Here is a 19,255-nt window from a genome sequence, read left to right as displayed (position 1 = left end):
GAGCCGTAATGCGCCGGGCGCCCGCCCTCTCCTTCCTGCTCGTCACCGTCTTCCTCGACATGCTCGGGCTCGGCCTGATCGTGCCGATCCTGCCGGCCCTGATGGCGGACGTGACCGAGGACGCCGCCTCGGCCGTCCTCTGGTCCGGCCTGCTCGGCTCGATCTACGGCCTGTTGCAGTTCGCCGTCTCGCCGCTGCTCGGGCGGCTCTCCGACCGGTACGGCCGACGGCCCGTCCTGCTCGCGTCGCTGGGCTGCCTCGGCGTCGACTGGCTGGCCCACGCGACCTCATCCACCCCCTGGACGCTCCTGGTGTTCCACGCCCTCGCGGCCGCTTGCGCCGGAACGAAGACGGTGGTCAACGCGTACATCGCGGACGTCACGGAACCCGAGTCGCGGGCCCGCGCCTACGGCTTGGTCGGCGCCGCGTTCGGGCTCGGTTTCGTCGCCGGACCGAGCATCGGGGGCCTGCTCGGTGCCGTCGACGTACGCCTGCCGTTCTTCGTCGCCGCCGCGCTCTCCTTCGGCAACGTCGCCTACGGCTGGTTCGTCCTGCCGGAGTCGCGGCCCGGCGACCGGACCACCCCACTGAGCCTGCGGATGGCGAACCCGGTGGACGCCATCGCCGTCGTCCTGCGCCGGCCGGTACTCGGACGGCTCGGGTACGCCCGCTTCTGCGCCGATGTCGCCCGGATGACCCACCAGTCGATCTGGACGTTCTTCCTGACGTACCAGTTCGCCTGGAGCACCGCGCACGTCGGCGTGGTGATGGCGGCCGGCGCGCTCGTCGGCGCGGTCTTCCAGGCGCGCGCCGTCGGCCCGGTGGTCCGCCGGCTCGGTGACAAGCGCGCGGCGGTGGCCGGCAGCCTGCTCGGCGTCGCGGCGCTGCTGGGTACGGCGTTCGTCTCCGTCCCCTGGATGCTCTATCTCCTCCAGGCGGTCGGGGTGCTCGGCTCGGTCGGTGGCGCGGCCGCGCAGTCGTGGATCTCCCGCAACGTCCGGGCCGACGAGCAGGGGGTCGTGCAGGGCGCGCTGACCGGGATCGGCGCCGTCGCGGAGACCGTGGTGCCGATCGTGGCCGGCCTGGCGTTCGGGTGGGCGCTGACCCACGGGTCACCGGGCCTGGTCTTCCTCGGTGCCGCCGCCTTCGCGGCCGTGTCGGCGTTGCTGCTGGCCAGCACCCCCGAGGTCCGGAGGGCGCCGATCGGCTAGCTGGACCGTCGGCCCGGAGATGTCCGGTGGTGTCGTTCGGGATGGGCGCCGGGTCATCCCTTCTGCTCGTATGCGCTCCGAGTCCCGTCCCAGGGCCTGACGACGGCCTGATCCCCGCTGCCGGCTCTGCCGGCGCAGGCATAACGCCAGGGGGTGCGGGTAGGCGGGCGGTGGCGCCGGGGAGTCGTCGGAGGCCCGACGGTGGCAGTGGCGGTGGCAGACGGCTGCCCTCGCGCGGATCCGAGAACCGACGGACGTACCAGCAAGGCGAGGTGACCTGCGGCGGGGGCGGACTTCCGCCCCGATATCGAGGTTGTCGAGGTTATGCGCTTCCTGCCCACGATCAAGAGCAGAGCCGACATCAGCGGCACGGCAACGGTGCCGAACCCCGCTTCCACGGCGACCGAACTGGCCTCCGGTCGGCTCCTCCTGCGGCCGGCGACGCACGAAGACCTCCCCGCGACGGCTCGGGCGCACGTCCTCCTCCTGCCGTTCGGGCTGTTCCCGTCGCTCGGGGCGCGCTTCGTCCGTCGCTGGCAGCGAACGTTCCTCGACTCGCGGCACGGCGTCGGCTTCGTCGTCGTGGACGCCACGGCGGCGCCGGAGGAGTTGGTCGGATTCGTGTTGGGTACCAGTGACCAGGCCGCGTACACCACCGGGCTGATGGCGGACCGGCGCACGGTGGCGTCCCTGGCGGTGACCGGGTTCGCCGCGCTCTGTCTCCGGCCTCGGGTCGCCGTCCGCCTCCTGCGATCGCGGGTACGTCCGTGGACACGCCGGCTGCTGCACCACCGGGCCGCGCCGGCACCGGCCCGGTCGACCCCCGACGCGCAGGTGGCCGTGATGACCGCGCTGGCGGTACGGCCGGACTGGCGCAAGGGCGGAATCGGTGAGCGGCTGGTGGAGCACTTCGTCGAGTACGTCCGGGGTGCCGGCGCGACCTGGGTCGAGTTGCAGACCTCGACCGGACCCTTGGGAGCGGTCGGATTCTACGAGCGGTTGGGGTGGGAGGCCGGATCCCAGCGGTCCACCCCGGACGGCGACGTCATCCGCACCTATCGCCGGGTCCTGCGCTGAACCCGTCCGTCCAGGCGGGCGATGTCCGCTCGTCGTACCCCTGGTCGGGTTCGCCTGGGGCTACGAGCAGGATCCGGAGGACCGGCTCCGACTGTCGCCGGTGCGGTTGCTCGGGCCGACCGACTGGGACGGCCATCGCCGCTACCTGGCCGACCGGTACCCGACCTGGCGGTTCGGCGACGGGAGTCCGCTCGCCGGTCAACACTGACGGCACCGTCAGGCAACCGTCAGGTTCGCCGACGCCCGGTCGTCAGGCCCGGACGGTGTGCTGAGACTCCTCGATCCACGACCACGGGAGTCTGCCGTCATGGCCGCACTGCTCTACCGGCTCGGTGCCTGGACGTACCGGCGCCGCCGTACCGTCCTGGTGGCCTGGCTGGCCGTCCTCGTCGCCGCCGGGGCACTCGCCGCCACCGCTGGCGGCCCGTACCGGGACGACTTCTCGATCCCCGGCTCCCGCGCCCAGCAGACCCTGGACACCGTCGCCGAGCGGTTCCCTGCCTCGTCGGGCGCCTCCGCGCAGGTGGTGTTCGTCGCGCCCGCCGGTCACCGGGTCGCCGAGCGGAGAGCCGTCATCGAGCAGACCCTCGGCGCCGCCGCGAAGCTGCCGCAGGTGGCCGGGGTGGTGGACCCGTTCACCGCGAAGACGGTCTCGGCGGACGGTCGCGTCGCGCTGGCGAACGTGGGCTACCACCGCAAGCGCGCCGACCTGGCGGACGGCACCCTCGCGGCGCTGGAGGACGTCATCCGACCGGCCCGGGAGGCCGGGTTGCGGGTCGAGTTCGGCGGGTCGGCGTACGACAGCGCCGACGAGAGTGGCCACGGCACCGAGGCGGCCGGGTTGCTGATCGCGCTGGTCGTCCTCGTCATCACCTTCGGTTCCCTGGTGACGGCCGGGCTGCCGCTGCTCACCGCGCTGCTCGGGGTGGGCGTCACCGTCGCCGGCCTGACCACGGTGGCGGGGATGCTGACGCTGCCGCCGACCGCGCCGGCCCTGGCCCTCATGCTCGGAATCGCGGTCGGCATCGACTACGCGCTCTTCATCGTCGCCCGGCACCGGTCCCAGTTGGCGTCCGGCATGCCCGTGGCCGAGTCCGCCGCCCGGGCGACCGGCACGGCCGGCACCGCCGTGGCGTTCGCCGGGCTCACCGTGGTCATCGCGCTGGTCGGGCTGACCGTCGTGCGGATCCCGTTCCTGACCGCGATGGGACTGGCCGCGTCCGCCGCCGTGGTCGTCGCGGTGCTGGTGGCGGTCACCCTGATCCCGGCCGTGCTCGGCTTCGCCGGAGACCGGCTGCGCCCGAAGCCGGGCTCGCGGGCCGTCCGGCATGCGGCCGGGGACGGCCGGAGCGGCATCGGCGGGCGCTGGGTCCGGCTGGTCACCCGCCGGCCGCTGGTCAGCACGCTCGCTGTCGTCGCGGCGCTCGGCGTAATGGCCGTACCGGCGACCGGGTTGCGGCTCGGGCTCACCGACAACGGTTCCGCCCCGGCGGCCAGCACGCAACGGCAGGCGTACGACCTGATTGCCGCCGCCTTCGGACCGGGCTTCAACGGCCCGCTGCTGGTCCTGGCCGACCTCGCGGGCAGCGGCGACGGACAGGCCGCCGCCAGGGGGCTGGCCGAGCGGCTCGGTGCGGTGGACGGGGTGGTCGCCGCCGGGCGCCCGCAACTCTCCGCGGACGGCCGGTACGCGATGCTGACGGTGATTCCCGAGACCGGGCCGCAGGACGAACGTACCGAACGGGTGGTGGCCGACCTCGAGGCCGTGGGCGGGGGATCTGTGGCGGTGACCGGCGTGACCGCGATCGGGATCGACATCTCCGCGCAACTGGAGGCTTCGCTCGTACCCTTCGCTCTGGTCGTCGTGGGTCTGGCCCTTCTGCTGTTGCTGCTGGCCTTCCGGTCGCTGGTGGTGCCGCTGACGGCGACCCTGGGCTTCCTGCTCTCGGTCGGCGCGACGTTGGGCGCGGTGGTGGTGGTCTTCCAGTGGGGCTGGCTCGCCGATCTGGTCGGGGTCGCGCGGACCGGGCCGGTGATCAGCTTTATGCCGATCATCCTGATGGCGGTGCTCTTCGGCCTGGCGATGGACTACCAGGTCTTCCTGGTCAGCCGGATGCACGAGGAGTACGCCCACGGCGGCGACCCGGGACGCGCGGTCAGTCGCGGATTCCGGGCCTCGGCCCGGGTGGTCGCGGCGGCCGCCCTGATCATGATCTCGGTTTTCGCGAGCTTCGTCCCGGGCGGCGACGCCACGCTGAAGCCGATCGCCTTCGCGCTCGCGGTGGGTGTCCTGCTGGACGCCTTCCTGGTCCGGATGACGTTCGTGCCGGCGGTGCTGGCGCTCACCCGGCACGGCGCCTGGTGGCTGCCGCGCTGGCTCGACCGGGTACTGCCGAACCTGGACGTGGAGGGTATGCAGCTCAGCGGGCCGGTGTCGGAGCAGTCTGCCGTCCCCGTCGCAGTGGTGTGATGGGGAGGTGGACAGCATTCTGGTGGTGGACGACGATCCGGGCCTGCGGGAGCTGCTGGTCTCCGCGCTGCGGTTCGCGGGGTTCGAGGTCGAGGCCGTCGGCGACGTCCCGGCCGCCCTCGCCGCGATCGGGGCGGGTACGCCCGACGCGATCGTGCTGGACGTGATGCTGCCCGGTACGGACGGCTTCGACCTGCTGCACCTGCTGCGCTCGCGGGGCGTCCAGGTGCCGGTGATGTTCCTGACCGCCCGCGACGAGGTGGACGACCGGGTGCGCGGCCTGCGTCTGGGCGGCGACGACTACCTCAGCAAGCCGTTCAACGTGGTCGAGGTCGCCGCGCGGCTGGAGGCGCTGCTGCGGCGCTCCCGGCACCTGCCGCCGACGGTGCCGGAGGGGGTGCTGCGCTGCGGCGACCTGGAGATGGACGAGGCCCGGCACACGGTGACCAGGGGAGGGCGCCCGATCGAGCTTTCCCCGACCGAGTTCCGGCTGCTGCGCTACCTGCTGGCCAACAGCGGGCGGGTGGTCTCCAAGGCGCAGATCCTGGACCACGTCTGGCAGTACGACTTCGGTGGCGACGCGGCCGTGGTCGAGCGGTTCGTCTCCAACCTGCGACGAAAGATCGACTTCGGCGGGCCGTCGCTGATCCACACCGTGCGGGGATTCGGATACAGCCTGCGGCCGGTGCCGCAGTGAACCGCTCCGCGAAATGGCGGCTGGCCCTCGTCGCGCTCGTCGCCGGCCCGGAGGCCGCCGCGATCACCGCCAAGGTGCAGCGGGCCTTCGACGCCCAGCGGCGGGCCGAGGAGCGGCTGCGCAGCTTCGTCGCCGACGCCAGCCACGAGCTGCGTACGCCGCTGGCGACGATGCACGGCTGGATCGACCTCTACGTCCAGGGTGGACTGCGCGACCCCGAGCAGCTCGACCACGCGATGGAACGGATGCAGGCCGAGGTGGGCCGGATGCGGCTGCTTGTCGACGAGCTGGCGCTGCTGGCCCAGCTCGACGGGGCGCGGCCGCTGGACCTCGGACCGGTGGACGTGGTGGCGGTGGCCGGCGAGGTGGTGGACGACGCCCGGGTGGTCGGCGCCGACCGAACCATCACCCTGGACGGCGTGCCGGCGGCGGTCGTCGACGGGGACGGCCCGCGCATCCGGCAGGTGCTGCGCAACCTCGTCGGCAACGCGGTGCAGCACACCCGGCCCGGCGCGCCGGTCACGGTGACCGTCAGCGATCAGGGTGCGGAGGTGGTGGTCACGGTACGCGACGAGGGCGACGGGATCGCGCCCGAGCATTTGCCGTACGTCTTCGAGCGCTTCTACCGCGCCGACCCCAGCCGCAGCCGCGACGGCGCCGGCTCGTCCGGCCTGGGTCTGGCCATCGTCGAGGCGATCGTGGCCGCGCACGGCGGCACGGCCGGGGTCACCTCGGTACCCGGGCGGGGCACCACCGTCCGGGTCACCTTCCCGGCGAAGGCTCTCCCCGCCGGGCCGGAGCGCACCGGTCGGCCCGCCCGACCCGGTCGGGCGCGCTGAGCCCGGCCGTCGCCCGGTTCCGGTGTGCTAGCGCGGACTCGTGGCCCGGCGTACCCCGAAGAGGGCGACCAGGGCGAGCAGGATGACCGCGACGGAGTATTCGTCGGCGGTCCGGGGCAGACCACCGGCGTAGACCACCAGGAAGCCGGCGATGACGGTCGGCAGGCCGAAGCCGACGTAGCAGATGACGTACAGCAGGGAGAGCACGCCGGCACGTTCGTGCGCCTCGACGAGCGGCATGACGGTCTTGAGGCTACCCTGAAAACCGCCACCGAAGCCGATGCCCCCGAGCGCGAGGCCGACGAAGAAGCCGGGGACGGAGCTGGCCATGACCGACACCAGCGTGACGGCCATGCCCAGGATGAGAGCGGTGATCCCGACGAGGATCACGGTCCTCGCGGCGGTGTCCCGCATCAGCAGTACGGCGACCGAGCCGAAGAGAGCGAAGACGAAGAGCACCAGACCGGCGGTCACGATCGAGGTGTTCATCAGGGCGCGTACCAGCGCCGGACCCAGCGCGCCGAAGAAGCCGGCCAGCGCCCAGACCGCGAAGAGCACCGGCGCGACGACCAGGACCGGGCCGCGCACGGCACGGGGCAGCCGGATCTCCGGCCGGAGGCTCCGGCGCGCCCCCGCCGTCGGCGTGACCGTCTCCGGCATCAGCGCGAGCGCCACGGCCTGGATCAGCAGGACGCCGAAGAGGACGACGTACACCAGTCGGGTCGGCGCGGGCAGGAAGCGGATGAACAGCGCCGAAAGCAGGGCACCGCTGCCGGTTCCGATGCCCGGGGCGATCGCGTTCGCGAGTGTGCCCCGGGCCCGGTCGATGTCGAGCATGGCGGCGCCGACGGCACCGGTGGCGGCGCCGGCCGCGAGCCCCTGCACGAGGCGGGCGGCCAGCAGCGCGGGTACGCCGTCGGCGAAGACGAAGATCACCAGCGAGGCCATCTGCACCGCGATCGCCACGGCCAGGACCGGACGCCGGCCGACATGGTCGGAGAGCCTGCCGAAGGTGAGCAGCGACGCCAGCACGGCGACGGCGTAGACGGCGAACACCACCGTGGTGGTGATCGGCGAGAAGTGCCAGCGCTCCTGGTAGATCCCGTAGAGCGGGGTCGGGGCTGCCGACGCGGCCAGGAACGACACCAGGATCGACGCGAGCAGCAACAGGGAGACACCCGGTGGGAGTCGCGTCCGCCCGGCGATGCTCATCTCGGTTCCTCCGTCGTACGGGAAGGGCCGGGCCGGCCACGTCGCCGACCCGGCGGCCCCCTGGCTGGTGGGCCGTAGCGGGGTACCCGTTGTCCCCCGTTGCACGCAGGGCGGCGATCGGTGCGCGACGGGCCGGATTTCGAGGAGATCGAGTCCGCTGTCACCGGGCGGGAGTTGCTGTCAAGGGCCGATCTTTGTCCGCTGCCGCGCCGGACGACACGTCGATATAGTCCGAACCAACAATCCAACTCACGGAGGTCGATGTGTTGGTAGGGCGTCTGCGTTCCTCTCTGCTCGTAGCGGGTCTGTCGGTGGTGGCTCTGTTGGGTACGTCCGGTGCCGCCTCGGCGGCCCAGGTGTCCACAAGCGACGCCGCGACCTGTCCGTCGAATGCTCTCTGCCTGTACGACGGAGTCGGATTCACCGGTGAGATGTTCGCCGTGACCTCCCTCAACCCCAGCGGCACCTGTGTGAGCCTGGTGGACGCGGGTTGGGACGACCGGGCCCACTCCGTGCGGAACACGCACAGCCGCAGCTCGGCCATGTTCATGAACGACGACTGCCTCGGCGACCCGTACCAGGTCTCGGGCAACTCCAGCATCTCCAACCTGGGCACGTTCACCCCGGACAGCGTCTGGGTGCAGCGGTAGGGCCCTGACCCGGCGGTACGCCGTGCCGGTACGGCCGGGTCCGATGTCGCGTTCGACGGTCGCAGGCGGGTACCCGGTACCCGCCTGCGACGTCCGGGCCGGGAGCGTGCGGTGCTGAGACTGTGTCAGGACAGGGTCGTCGTGGTCACCGGCGGCACGTCGGGAGTCGGCGAGGCGGTCGCCCGGACAGTCGCCCGCGAGGGCGCGGTCGGGATCGTCGTCGCCGGCCGGGACCGCGAGCGTGGCGCCGCGGTGGCCGCCGCGCTGGCCGGCCCGAACTGCTCCGCCGAGTTCGTCCCGGCACACCTGGAGGACCCGGACGACTGCCGGGCGGTGGTCCGGCGGGCCGTCGAACGGTTCGGCCGGGTCGACGCTCTCGTCAACAGCGCGGCGGACACGGCACGGTCCACCCTGGACGAGACCACGCCGGCCTTCTTCGACCGGATGATGGCGGTCAACGTGCGCGCGCCGATGCTGACGATGCAGGAGGCGATCCGGGACATGCGCCGCCGCCGGGCCCCGGGTGCGATCGTCAACATCCTCTCGACGAGCGCGCACGGCGGGCAGCCGCACCTCTGCGCGTACTCCACCTCGAAGGGCGCGCTGGCGACCCTCACCCGCAACGTCGCGCACGCCCACCGCCGAGACCGGATCCGGGTCAACGGGCTCTGCCTGGGCTGGACCGACACCCCGCACGAGGACCGGGTCCAGCGGTCGTTCCACGGCCGGGCGCCGGGCTGGCTCGCGGAGGCGGAGGCGGCGACGCCGATGGGTCGCCTGGTCAAACCCTCCGAGGTCGCCGAGATGGTGGCGCTGCTGCTCTCCGACCGCGTCGGCGTGGTGACGGGCTCGCTCGTCGACTTCTCCCAGGACGTCCTCGGCTGCGCGGACTGACTCCACCCTGTTCGACTGATCAAGATGGACTCTTGAACGGAGGTTCTCCCTGGTGACGTGGCGTGCAGGCACACCCGTCGGCGCGGTGCCCCCCGGCGGGACGCCGGCCGGCAACACGGTGGCGGGCGCGGAGGAGACGACGTGGGCGAGGTGACCGGGACCCGCCGGGTGCACGGGTGCGAGCTGCTGGAGTACCGGTACGGGCCCGACCTGGTGCCGCCGGCCGGGCCGGTCACCTCGATGTGGCGGTACCGCTCGCTGCTGCCGGTCGACGACGGCCCGGTCCGGTACCCACTCCCGGTCGGCGGTACGCCCCTGGTGGCGCCGCCCCGGCTGCGCGCCCGGCTCGGCGTGCCGGAACTCTGGCTCAAGGACGAGACCCGGGGCCCCAGCGCGTCCAACAAGGACCGGGCCACCGCCCTGGTCATCGAGGACGGACTGCGGCGCGGGATCTCCACCGTCACCACGGCGTCGACCGGGAACGCGGCGGTGGCGACCGCGCTGGGCGCCGCCGCGGCCGGCCTGCGCGCCGTGATCCTGGTGCCGGTGGACTGCGATCCGGAGAAGGTGTCCCTGATGCGCTCCGCCGGTGCGCTGGTGGTCCGGGTGGCCCGGGGCTACGACGCCGCGTTCGACCTGTCGCGGAAGGCCGCCGCGACCTTCGGCTGGCTCGACCGCAACACCGGGGCGAACCCGCTCACCACCGAGGCGAAGAAGACCGTGGCCTGGGAGATCTGGGAGCAGCTCGGCCGCCGGTGCCCCGACGTGGTGGTCGCGCCGGTCGGCGACGGGCCGACGCTCGCCGCGCTCGCCAAGGGCTTCGACGAACTGGTGCTCTGCGGGGCGGTGCGCCGGCTGCCCCGGCTGGTCGGGGTGCAGGCCGCGGCCTGCCAGCCGCTGGTGCACCGCTGGGCGGGTACGGCACCGTCGGCGCGGACCACGGACCCCGCCGGTACGGTGGCGGACGGCATCGCCGTGGACCGTCCGGTCGCCGGTGACCTGGCCCTCGACGCGGTACGCCGAAGCGGCGGCGCGATGGTGGCCGTCTCCGACGCCGCGTTGCTCGACGCGGTACGGCTGCTCGCCCAGTCGGCCGGCGTCGGCAGCGAACCCGCCGGTGCGGCCGCTCTCGCCGGCCTGGTCGCGGCGCTGGAGCAGGAGCTGCTCGACCGCTCCGAGAGCGTCGCCGTGCTGGTCACCGGTCGGGAGTTGCGGGCCGGCCCGGCGGCGGCCGGTCCGGACGCGCCGGTCGTCGACGGCGACCTCGACGAACTGGCGGAGTGTCTGGCGGTCGCCTCCGACGCCTAGCGGCGGCTCGGTGAGAATCTGGTCCGGTGGACTGGGTACGGGACTTCTACACACGGACCGGTCGGTGGTGGGGGGACGCGGAGGGGCAGGTCGGGGAGCGGGACCACCGACGGGTCACCCTGCTGCACCGGTACGTCGGCGAAGCACCGGCGCGGGTGCTGGAACTCGGTGCCGGGTACGGGACCACGGCACTCGCCGCCGCGCGGGCCGGACACGACGTCACGGCCGTGGAGATCAGCGACCGGGCCGACCGGGCCGCCGGGCTGCCGGAAGCTGCCGGACCCGGCACCCTGACCGTGGTCAAGGACGACTTCTACCGGGTACGACTCTCGGGACGCTTCCCGGCGGTGTGCTACTGGAACGGCTTCGGTGTCGGTTCCGACGCCGACCAGCGCCGGCTGCTGCGACGCGTCGCCACCGAGTGGCTCGCCCCCGGCGGCACCGCCCTCGTCGACGTGATGAACCCGTTCGTCTGGGCGCGTTGGGACGGTGACGAGGAGGAGAAGCCGGCGCGACCCGACGACGGCTATCCGTACGCGGTGTCGAACCGCACGGTCTTCGACCCGGTCACCTGCGTGGCGGTCGACACCTGGTGGGAGAGTGGCAGTCCCGACCAGCGGATCAGCCAGTACCTGCGCTGCTACACGCCGGCAGACCTGATGCTGCTGCTGGAGGGCACCGGCCTGCGCCTGGATCGGCTGGTGGTCGGCGAGGAGGAGACGTCGGTGGTGCCCCGGCCGGGATCGACCGCCCTGCTGCGCGAGCATGACGAGTACCTGGCCGTGCTCCGGCACGGTTAGGTACCCGCTCACGGCACGGACGGCGGCGGTGCCGGGCACGGGTGGCGCCGGTCCACCGTGTGCGAGCGGTTAGACCTGTCTCGATCGCTCGGGGCGTCGTAACCTCCCCGGGCATGAGGATCTCGGCCACCGCGCTCCGGCGCATCCGTCGGGTCGGCCTGTGGTCGGCCGTCGTGGCGGTGGTGGTCGCGATGGCCGCGAGCGGGTTCGCGCTGTGGAGCGTCCGGCACCCCTTCCCGACCACCGACGGCGAGCTGCGGCTGGCCGGGCTGACCGCTCCGGTCACGGTGCTGCGGGACGGCAACGGGATCCCCCAGATCTACGCCGAGAACGAGGACGACCTGTTCCGCGCCCAGGGGTACGTGCACGCCCAGGACCGCTTCTGGGAGATGGACCTGCGCCGGCACATCACCGCCGGCCGGCTCGCCGAGATGTTCGGGCCGGACCAGGTGGAGACCGACGTGTTCGTGCGTACCCTCGGCTGGCGCGAGGCCGCACGCGCCGAGTGGGACCGGCTGTCGCCGGACGCGCGGCGGCGGCTGCTCAGCTACGCGGCCGGGGTCAACGCCTGGATCGAGGCGAACGGCGGCCGGGACGCCCACCGGGGCAAGGCGTTGCAGTATTCCGTGCTGGCCGTACTGAGTCCCGGCTACCGGGTGGAGCCCTGGGACCCGGTCGACAGTGTCGCGTGGCTCAAGGCGATGGCCTGGGACCTCGTCGGCAACCTGTGGCAGGAGATCAACCGTGCCGCCGTGGTGCTGGAGGGTCGCAGCCGGACCCAGGCCGAGGAGCTGTATCCGGCGTACCCGAGCGAAGCGCACCAGCCGATCGTCCCGATGGAGCCGGCAGCCGGCCCGGAGGCCGAACCCCGGCGTAGCACGCCCGTCGGCGGCCTCTCCCCGGACGACCTGGAGCAGGCCCGGGACGGGCTGGAGACGCTACGGCGGGCGGCGGCGAGCCTTCCGGAGCCGGTCCGTCCGGGTGGTCCCGGTACGGGATCCAACTCGTGGGTGGTCGCCGGTGCGCGCACCGCCTCCGGCGCACCCATCCTGGTCAACGACCCGCACCTGGCACCCTCCCTGCCCGGCGTCTGGTACCAGCTCGGGCTGCACTGCGACTGCGGATACCGGGTCGCCGGCTTCAGCTTCGCCGGGATGCCCGGTGTGGTGATCGGGCACAACGAGCGGATCGCCTGGGGCCTGACGAACCTGCCCACCGACGTGACCGACCTGTATCTGGAGCGACTCGACGGTGACCGTTACGCGGTCGGCGACCAGTGGCGTCCGCTGGCGGTCCGGGAGGAACGGATCAGCGTCGCGGGCGAGTCGGCGCGTACCGTCCGGATCCGGCACACCCGGCACGGGCCGCTGCTCTCGGACGCCTTCGGGCAGTTGCGCGACATCGGCGCGAAGCCGCCGCTCGGTCCGGACGGCGCCCCGGCCGAGACCGCCCAGCCGGCGCCCGGTGCCGGCTACGCGGTCGCGCTGGCCTGGACCGCGCTCGAGCCCGGGCGCAGCATCGAGGCGCTCTTCGCGGTCAACCAGGCCAGGAACTGGGCCGACTTCCGCGCCGCCACCGCCCTCTTTGACAGCCCAGCACAGAACTTCGTCTACGCCGACGTGGACGGCAACATCGGTTACCAGGCGGCGGGTTCGGTGCCGGTGCGCGGGGCCGGCGACGGGCGCTGGCTGTCGCCGGGCTGGGATCCCGCCTACGACTGGACCGGCCGGCTGCCCTTCGCCGAGCTGCCGCACCTGTTCAACCCCGAGGGCGGCGTGATCGTCACCGCGAACCAGGCGGTGACCGCGCCGGACTCCCGCCGGTGGCTCACCGCGGACTGGTCGTACGGGTACCGCAGCGACCGGATCGGCGACCTGCTGGCCGAATCGGCGGGCCGGCGGCTCGACCTGGCCGACATGGAGCGGATGCTGACCGACGACCGCAACGGACTGGCCCCGGAGCTGGTCCCGGCGCTGCTGGCCGTGCCGGCGGACCGGCTCGGCGGTGGACCGTCCGCCGGGCGGGACCTGTTGCGGGACTGGGACTTCCGGCAGCCGGCCGACTGCGCCGACGGCGGTGCCGGTTGCCGCTCCTCGGCCGCGGCCGCGTTCTTCAACGCGACCTGGCGGCACCTGCTGGCCGGAGTCTTCGACGAGCTGCCCGAGCACGAGCCGCCGCTCGGCGACGACCGGTGGTTCGTGGTCGTGGCGAGGCTGCTCGACCAGCCGGACGCCTCGTGGTGGGACCGGCAGGAGACCGGTCAGGTCGAGCGGCGCGACGACATGCTCGCCGCCGCGATGCGGGCGGCGCACGAGGAGCTGACCGCCGCGCAGGGCGACGAGCCGGACGGGTGGCGGTGGGGCAGGGCACACACCCTCACCCCCCGGGACCAGAGTTTCGGCGTCTCCGGTGTGGGTGCGGTCGAGTGGCTCTTCAACCACGACCCGGTGCCGGTCTCCGGCGGTACCGACGCGGTGAACGCCACCGCCTGGAACGCGGCGGACGGCTACGAGGTGACCGAGCTGCCGTCGATGCGGATGGCGGTGGACCTGGCCGACCTGAACGCCGCCCGCTGGGTGCAGGTCACCGGCAATTCGGGGCACGCCTACCACCCCCACCACACCGACCAGCTCGACGTCTGGCGTACCGGCCGGATGCTGCGGTGGTACTGGCTGCGCGCCGACATCGAGGCGGCGGCCGAGGACACCCTGACCCTGCGGCCGTAGCCGGGCCGGACGACCGGGAGGAAGGCAACGTGACGGACGTACCAGCCCAGCGTCGATCGACGCTTGCCGATGTGTTGCGCTGGCGCTCGGAGGAGCAGGCGGAGCGCCTCGCCTTCGCGTTCCTCGGCGACGAGCCGGACTCCGAGGCGCGCTGGAACTACCGGACACTCGACTCGCGGGCCCGTGCCGTCGCCGCCGCCCTGCGCGACCGGTGCGTTCCCGGCGACCGGGCGCTGCTGCTGCACCCGCCCGGCCCGGAATACGTCGCGGCCCTCTTCGGCTGCTGGTACGCCGGCATCGTCGCCGTTCCGGCCTACCCGCCACGGGCCGGCACCCGCACCGAACGGCTGGTCGCGATCGCCGACGACGCCCGACCGGCCGTGGCGCTGACCACCGCCGCGCTCGGCGACGCCGTCTCGACCAACTGGAGCGGCGCGACGATCGCCACCGACACGCTGACCGAACCGGCCGGCGAGCCCGCGTCCGGTCCGGCCGGCGGATCCACGGCCGCGCTGTTGCAGTACACCTCCGGCTCCACGGCCGCGCCCAAGGGCGTCCTGCTCAGCCACGACAACCTCACCGCCAACTCCACGCACATCCAGCGTTCCTTCGCCAGCGGACCGGAGAGCCACGCCGTGGTGTGGCTGCCGCCGTACCACGACATGGGGCTGATCGGCGGGCTCCTCCAGCCGGTCTGGGCCGGCTTCCCGGTCACCCTGATGGCACCGACCGCCTTCCTGCGCCAGCCGCTGCGCTGGCTACGCGCCATCAGCGACACCCGCGCCGACTGCAGCGGCGGCCCCAATTTCGGGTACGAGATGGCGCTGCGCCGGGTCCGCCCGGAGCAGCTCGCCGAGCTGGACCTGAGTGCGTGGCGGGTCGCGTTCAGCGGTGCCGAGCCGGTGCGGGCCGACACCCTGCGCCGGTTCGCCGAATACTTCGCCCCGTGCGGGTTCCGCGAGGACGCCTTCTACCCCTGCTACGGGCTCGCCGAGGCGACCCTGCTCGTCACCGGTGCCCCGGCGGGCCGGCCGCCGGTCAGCGCCCGGTTCGACCGGGACGCCCTCGCCGAGGGCAGGGCCGTAGCCTCCACCGCCGGCACCGAAATCGTCGGGTGTGGAGGGTCCATGCCCGGCCAGTCGGTCCGGGTGGTGGATCCACAGACCGCCGAGGCCGTGCCGGACGGGCGGGTCGGCGAGATCTGGGTCAGTGGGCCGAGCGTGGCACAGGGGTACTGGGACCGGCCGGCGGAGACCGCGCGGACGTTCGCCGCCCGGCTGGCCGGCGACCCGGACGAACGCTCCTGGCTGCGCACCGGCGACCTGGGTTTCCTGCGCGACGGCGAACTCTTCGTCACCGGCCGGCTCAAGGACCTCGTCATCCTGCGCGGCCGCAACCACTACCCGCAGGACATCGAGGCGACCGCCCAGCGGGCCGACCCGGTGCTCCGCCCCGACTGCGGCGCCGCGTTCGGGGTGCCGGTCGATGGTGAGGAGCGGCTGGTCGTCGTCCAGGAGGTGGAACGCGGTCGGACCGTCGACCACGCCGCCGTCACGGCCGCCATCCGTACCCGGGTCGCGGCCGAGCACGACGTCGTGCCGTACGCGGTGCTGCTGACCCGGCCGGCCACCATCCCGCGTACCACGAGCGGCAAGGTACGGCGGCAGCGCTGCCGCGAGCTCTACCTGGCCGGGGAACTCGTCGGGCTCGCCCACGACGTCCTGGAACCCGCCCCGGACGGGGAGGTCGACGAACCCGCCACGGTGACACCGGCCGACCTCGCCGCCGCCGACCCGCACACCCGACGGCGGATCGTCACCGAGCTGGTCCGGCTCGGCGCCGCCCGGGTGGCCCGGCAGCCGGCGGAGGGGTTCGACACCGCCCGGCCACTCGTCTCGTACGGCATCGACTCGGTGAGCGCGGTCGGGCTCCAGCATCGGATCGAGACGGCCACCGGGGTACCGGTCGCCGTCGGCACCCTGCTCGGCGGCGGCAGTGCCGACGACCTCGTCGACGAGATCCTCACCGGGCTCGCCGCCGCGGCCCGACCCGCCGCCGAACCCGGCACCGGCGGCGGCCCGGACGGCGAGCTTACGCCCAACCAGCGGGCACTGTGGACGTTGCAGCGGATCCTGCCCGACTCGACCGCGAACAACCTCGGCTGCGCGGTACGGGTCACCGGCACCTTGGACGTCCCAGCCCTGCACCGCGCACTGCGGGACCTCGTCGAGCGGCACGACGCCCTGCGCACCAGCTACCCGTCCCGGGGCGGCGTGCCGGTCGCGGTGGTGCACGAGGCGGTCGACGGCTGGTTCGGACACGTCGACGTCACCGGCCTGAGCAGCACCGCGCTGCTCCAGCGGTGCGCCGACGAGGCCGACCGGCCCTTCGACCTCGCGCGCGGGCCGCTGCTGCGGGTACGGCTCTACACCGGGGCCGGCGACCCGCTGCTGCTGCTGGCCGCACACCACATCTGCCTGGACCTCTGGTCGGCCGAACTGCTCCTGACCGAACTCGGCGAGCGGTACCGTGCCGCACTCGGTGGACAGGGTGCTACGGACCGGCCGCCCGCACCGCCGTACGCCGGGTACGCCGCCCGGCACCTCCGCGCGATCACCGGGTCGGGGGCCGAGCCGGCACGGTCGTACTGGACCCGGCGGCTGGCCGGCGCACCGCCGCGTACCGTGCTGCCCGCCCCCGGCATCCGTCCGCCGGTCCGGCGGTTCCGGGGAGCGACCCGGCACAGCGACCTCCCCGGCGATTTGGTCGACCGGCTACGCGCCCTCGCGGCGGCCGAGGGGACGACGCTCTTCACCCTGCTGCTGGCCGCCTACACGGCCCTGATCCACCGTTACAGCGGCGCGTCCGACCTGGTCGTCGGCACCCCGGCCGGTGCCCGGGTCCGGCCCGGCGACGCCGACGTGGTGGGCTACGTGTCGAATCTCCTGCCGCTGCGCAGCACCGTCTCCGGCGAACCGTCGTTCCGTACCCTCCTCGGCCAGGTCCGTCGAGAGCTGCTGGCCGCCCTGGAGCGTCAGGAGTACCCGTTCGCGTTCGTCGCCGACGCGCTCGGCGGCACCCACGACCTGAGCCACGCGCCGGTGTTCCAGACCATGTTCGCCGTCGCCGCCGCCCACCCCGGTGGCGATCCCGTGCTGGCCGGCCTCGTCCTCGGCATCCCCGGCCAGCACGGCCGGCTCGGCCCGCTCGAGGTCGACGCGGTGCCGCTGCCCCGGGTGGCCACCCCGTTCGAACTGACGCTGACCGTCGCCGAGACCCCGACCGGGGCGGTCGCCTCCTGGACCTACGACACCGACCGGTACGACGCCGACACCGTCGAACGGTTCGCCGAGGGGTACGGCGCCCTGCTCGCCGCCGTCGTCGCCGACCCGGACCAGCCCGTCTTGCGGGCACCGCTGATGTCGGCGGCGTCGCGGGAGTGGCTCCTGTCGGCGCTGACCGGTGACCGGGCTGCCGGTGCTGATGCCGGTGCATCCGTGCTTGAGCGGTTGGTGCGGGTGGCGGGTTCGAGCGGGGACGCGGTGGCGTTGTCGGACGACTCCGGTGTGTCGGTGACGTTCGCCGAGGTGGCGGAGTTGGCGGGTCGGTTGGCGGGGGTGTTGCGTTCGGCGGGGGTGGTGCGGGAGTCCGCTGTCGGGGTGTGTGTGCCCCGTGGGGTGGATCTGCCGGTGGTGGTGCTCGCGGTGTGGTGGGCGGGTGGGGTGTACGTGCCGTTGGACCCGTCGTTGCCGGCCGCGCGGTTGGCGGAGATGGCGGGTGCGGCGGGTGTTTCGGTGCTGGTGTCCGGTGTGGACGGTGCGGTGCCGGACTTTACGGGTCGGGTGGTGGATGTGTCCGGGGGTGTGGCTGGGGTTGTGGGGGACGGGGTTGTGGCGCCGGTGGGTCCGGTGGTGGGGCAGGGGGCGTTTGTGGTGTTCACGTCGGGGTCGACGGGGCGGCCGAAGGGTGTGGTGGTGGAGCACGGGCAGTTGTGGAATCGGTTGGTGTGGATGTGGGAGGGGTTTGGTTTTGGGGTGGGGGAGGTGGTGTGTCAGAAGACGAGTGTGGGTTTTGTGGATTCGGTGTGGGAGTTGGTGGGTGGGTTGTTGGCGGGGGTGCGGTCGGTGGTGGTCTCGGACGAGGTCTCCCGGGACCCGGTACGACTCGTCGAGGTGCTCGCCCGCGAGCGGGTGACCCGGCTGCTGCTGGTGCCGTCGCTGCTGCGTTCCATCCTGGACGCGGTGCCGGACCTGGGTGCCCGGTTGCCGGAGCTGCGGATGTGGGTGAGCAGTGGTGAGGCGTTGCCGTGGTCGTTGTGGCACCGCTTCCAGACCGCGATGCCGCACGCCCGGCTGGTCAACCTCTACGGCTCCTCCGAGGCATGGGACACCGCCTGCTGCACCGAGCCCGGATCCGCACCGGTGGCGGCGTCGGTGCCGATCGGTCGGCCGATTCGGGGTGTCCGGGTGTATGTGCTGGATGGGGTGGGGGAGTTGGTGCCGGTCGGTGTGCCGGGGGAGTTGTGGGTGGGCGGTGCGGCGGTGTCGCGGGGTTATCTGGGTGAGCCGGTGTTGACGGCGGAGCGTTTTCGGCCGGATCCGTTAGGGCCGGTAGGTGGGCGGATGTATCGGACCGGGGATCTGGCGTGTGTGTTGCCGGATGGTCAGGTGCAGTTTCTGGGCCGGGTGGATCATCAGGTGAAGGTTCGTGGTGTGCGGGTGGAGCCGGCCGAGGTGGAGGCGGCCCTCGAACGACACCCCGAGGTACGGACCAGCGTGGTGGTCAGCCATCCCGACGCGGCCGGGCGGGACCGGCTGGTGGCGTACGTGGTGCCGGCGGGAGAGCACCGGCCGACCGTCACCGCGCTGCGGGCGTACCTGCACGAACGGCTGCCCGACGCGTTCGTGCCGTCCACCTTCGTGCACCTCGCCGAGCTGCCCCGCAACGCCAGCGGCAAGGTCGACCGGCCCGCGCTACCGCCGCCCACCGGCGAGCGGCCGCACCTCGACGGCGCCTTCGTCGCCCCCCGCTCCGTGGTCGAGCGCCGGCTCAGCGAGATCTGGGCGGAGGTGCTCGGCGTGGACCGGGTCGGCGTGCAGGACAACTTCTTCGACCTCGGCGGCACCTCGCTGACCCTGGTCGAGGTGCACGAACGCATCGTCGCGGCGTTCGACGTCGACATGCCGGTGGTCCGGCTCTTCCAGAACCCGACGATCCAGGCCCTCGTCGCCCACCTGGACGGCGGGGCGGCCGAGGGAGCCGACCGGCTGCGCCGTGGCGCCGAGGACGCGGCGCGGCGCCGTCGGGCCCTGGCCGGGGGCCGCGCCCGCACCGCCCGCGCCGCCGGAACCGAACCGCAGTGAGCCGACCG

At 73.3% G+C, this 19,255-nt stretch carries 12 protein-coding genes; 11 read left to right on the top strand and 1 reads right to left on the bottom strand.

Features of this window, described 5'->3' with window-relative positions:
- The first annotated feature begins 8 nt into the window (after positions 1-8).
- The 5 genes from C6W10_RS00875 to C6W10_RS00855 all read left to right on the top strand — a co-directional run bounded on the left by C6W10_RS00875 (position 9) and on the right by C6W10_RS00855 (position 6,294).
- Positions 9-1,211 (top strand): MFS transporter, encoded by a 1,203-nt coding sequence (locus tag C6W10_RS00875; RefSeq protein WP_107255905.1) that lies wholly within the window; start codon positions 9-11, stop codon positions 1,209-1,211.
- A gap of 324 nt (positions 1,212-1,535) precedes the next feature.
- Positions 1,536-2,288, top strand: coding sequence for an N-acetyltransferase (locus C6W10_RS00870; RefSeq protein WP_107255904.1), 753 nt, complete (start codon positions 1,536-1,538; stop codon positions 2,286-2,288).
- A 307-nt stretch (positions 2,289-2,595) separates the two neighbouring features.
- Complete coding sequence (locus C6W10_RS00865) at positions 2,596-4,758, top strand: MMPL family transporter (RefSeq protein WP_107255903.1); 2,163 nt, start codon at positions 2,596-2,598, stop codon at positions 4,756-4,758.
- A gap of 7 nt (positions 4,759-4,765) precedes the next feature.
- Positions 4,766-5,455 (top strand): response regulator transcription factor, encoded by a 690-nt coding sequence (locus C6W10_RS00860; protein ID WP_199853238.1) that lies wholly within the window; start codon positions 4,766-4,768, stop codon positions 5,453-5,455.
- On the top strand, positions 5,452-6,294 hold the full coding sequence (locus C6W10_RS00855; protein ID WP_107255901.1) for a cell wall metabolism sensor histidine kinase WalK: 843 nt from the start codon (positions 5,452-5,454) through the stop codon (positions 6,292-6,294). The genes C6W10_RS00860 and C6W10_RS00855 overlap by 4 nt, the downstream gene beginning before the upstream one ends.
- Before the next feature lie 27 nt (positions 6,295-6,321).
- On the opposite strand, the gene C6W10_RS00850 is transcribed toward C6W10_RS00855, so the two are convergent.
- Entirely contained in the window at positions 6,322-7,506 is a 1,185-nt protein-coding gene (locus C6W10_RS00850) for an MFS transporter (protein WP_199853823.1), read from the bottom strand.
- Positions 7,507-7,769: 263 nt separating this feature from the next.
- On the opposite strand from C6W10_RS00850, the gene C6W10_RS00845 reads away from it, so the two are divergent.
- From C6W10_RS00845 to C6W10_RS00820, 6 genes are all read left to right on the top strand, one after another.
- Positions 7,770-8,156, top strand: a complete 387-nt coding sequence (locus tag C6W10_RS00845) for a peptidase inhibitor family I36 protein (RefSeq protein WP_369931275.1) — start codon at positions 7,770-7,772, stop codon at positions 8,154-8,156.
- Positions 8,157-8,267: 111 nt separating this feature from the next.
- Complete coding sequence (locus tag C6W10_RS00840) at positions 8,268-9,050, top strand: SDR family oxidoreductase (protein ID WP_199853822.1); 783 nt, start codon at positions 8,268-8,270, stop codon at positions 9,048-9,050.
- Positions 9,051-9,191: 141 nt separating this feature from the next.
- Entirely contained in the window at positions 9,192-10,358 is a 1,167-nt protein-coding gene (locus tag C6W10_RS00835; RefSeq protein ID WP_199853821.1) for a pyridoxal-phosphate dependent enzyme, read from the top strand.
- A gap of 26 nt (positions 10,359-10,384) precedes the next feature.
- On the top strand, positions 10,385-11,158 hold the full coding sequence (locus C6W10_RS00830) for a bifunctional 2-polyprenyl-6-hydroxyphenol methylase/3-demethylubiquinol 3-O-methyltransferase UbiG (protein WP_107255899.1): 774 nt from the start codon (positions 10,385-10,387) through the stop codon (positions 11,156-11,158).
- A gap of 113 nt (positions 11,159-11,271) precedes the next feature.
- Positions 11,272-13,884, top strand: a complete 2,613-nt coding sequence (locus C6W10_RS00825) for a penicillin acylase family protein (protein WP_107255898.1) — start codon at positions 11,272-11,274, stop codon at positions 13,882-13,884.
- Positions 13,885-13,913: 29 nt separating this feature from the next.
- On the top strand, positions 13,914-19,247 hold the full coding sequence (locus tag C6W10_RS00820; protein WP_159104400.1) for a non-ribosomal peptide synthetase: 5,334 nt from the start codon (positions 13,914-13,916) through the stop codon (positions 19,245-19,247).
- Positions 19,248-19,255: the final 8 nt, after the last annotated feature.

This window comes from Plantactinospora sp. BB1 (assembly GCF_003030385.1).
Lineage (GTDB): Bacteria > Actinomycetota > Actinomycetes > Mycobacteriales > Micromonosporaceae > Plantactinospora.
This window is presented reverse-complemented; position numbering and strand designations above follow the sequence as displayed.

Excerpts from the sequence above, each read along its gene's own strand:
- C6W10_RS00875 (WP_107255905.1), top strand. The coding sequence starts at position 9 with ATGCGCCGGGCGCCCGCCCTCTCCTTCCTGCTCGTCACCGTCTTCCTC.
- C6W10_RS00870 (WP_107255904.1), top strand. The coding sequence starts at position 1,536 with ATGCGCTTCCTGCCCACGATCAAGAGCAGAGCCGACATCAGCGGCACG.
- C6W10_RS00865 (WP_107255903.1), top strand. The coding sequence starts at position 2,596 with ATGGCCGCACTGCTCTACCGGCTCGGTGCCTGGACGTACCGGCGCCGC.
- C6W10_RS00850 (WP_199853823.1), bottom strand. The coding sequence starts at position 7,506 with ATGAGCATCGCCGGGCGGACGCGACTCCCACCGGGTGTCTCCCTGTTG.
- C6W10_RS00825 (WP_107255898.1), top strand. The coding sequence starts at position 11,272 with ATGAGGATCTCGGCCACCGCGCTCCGGCGCATCCGTCGGGTCGGCCTG.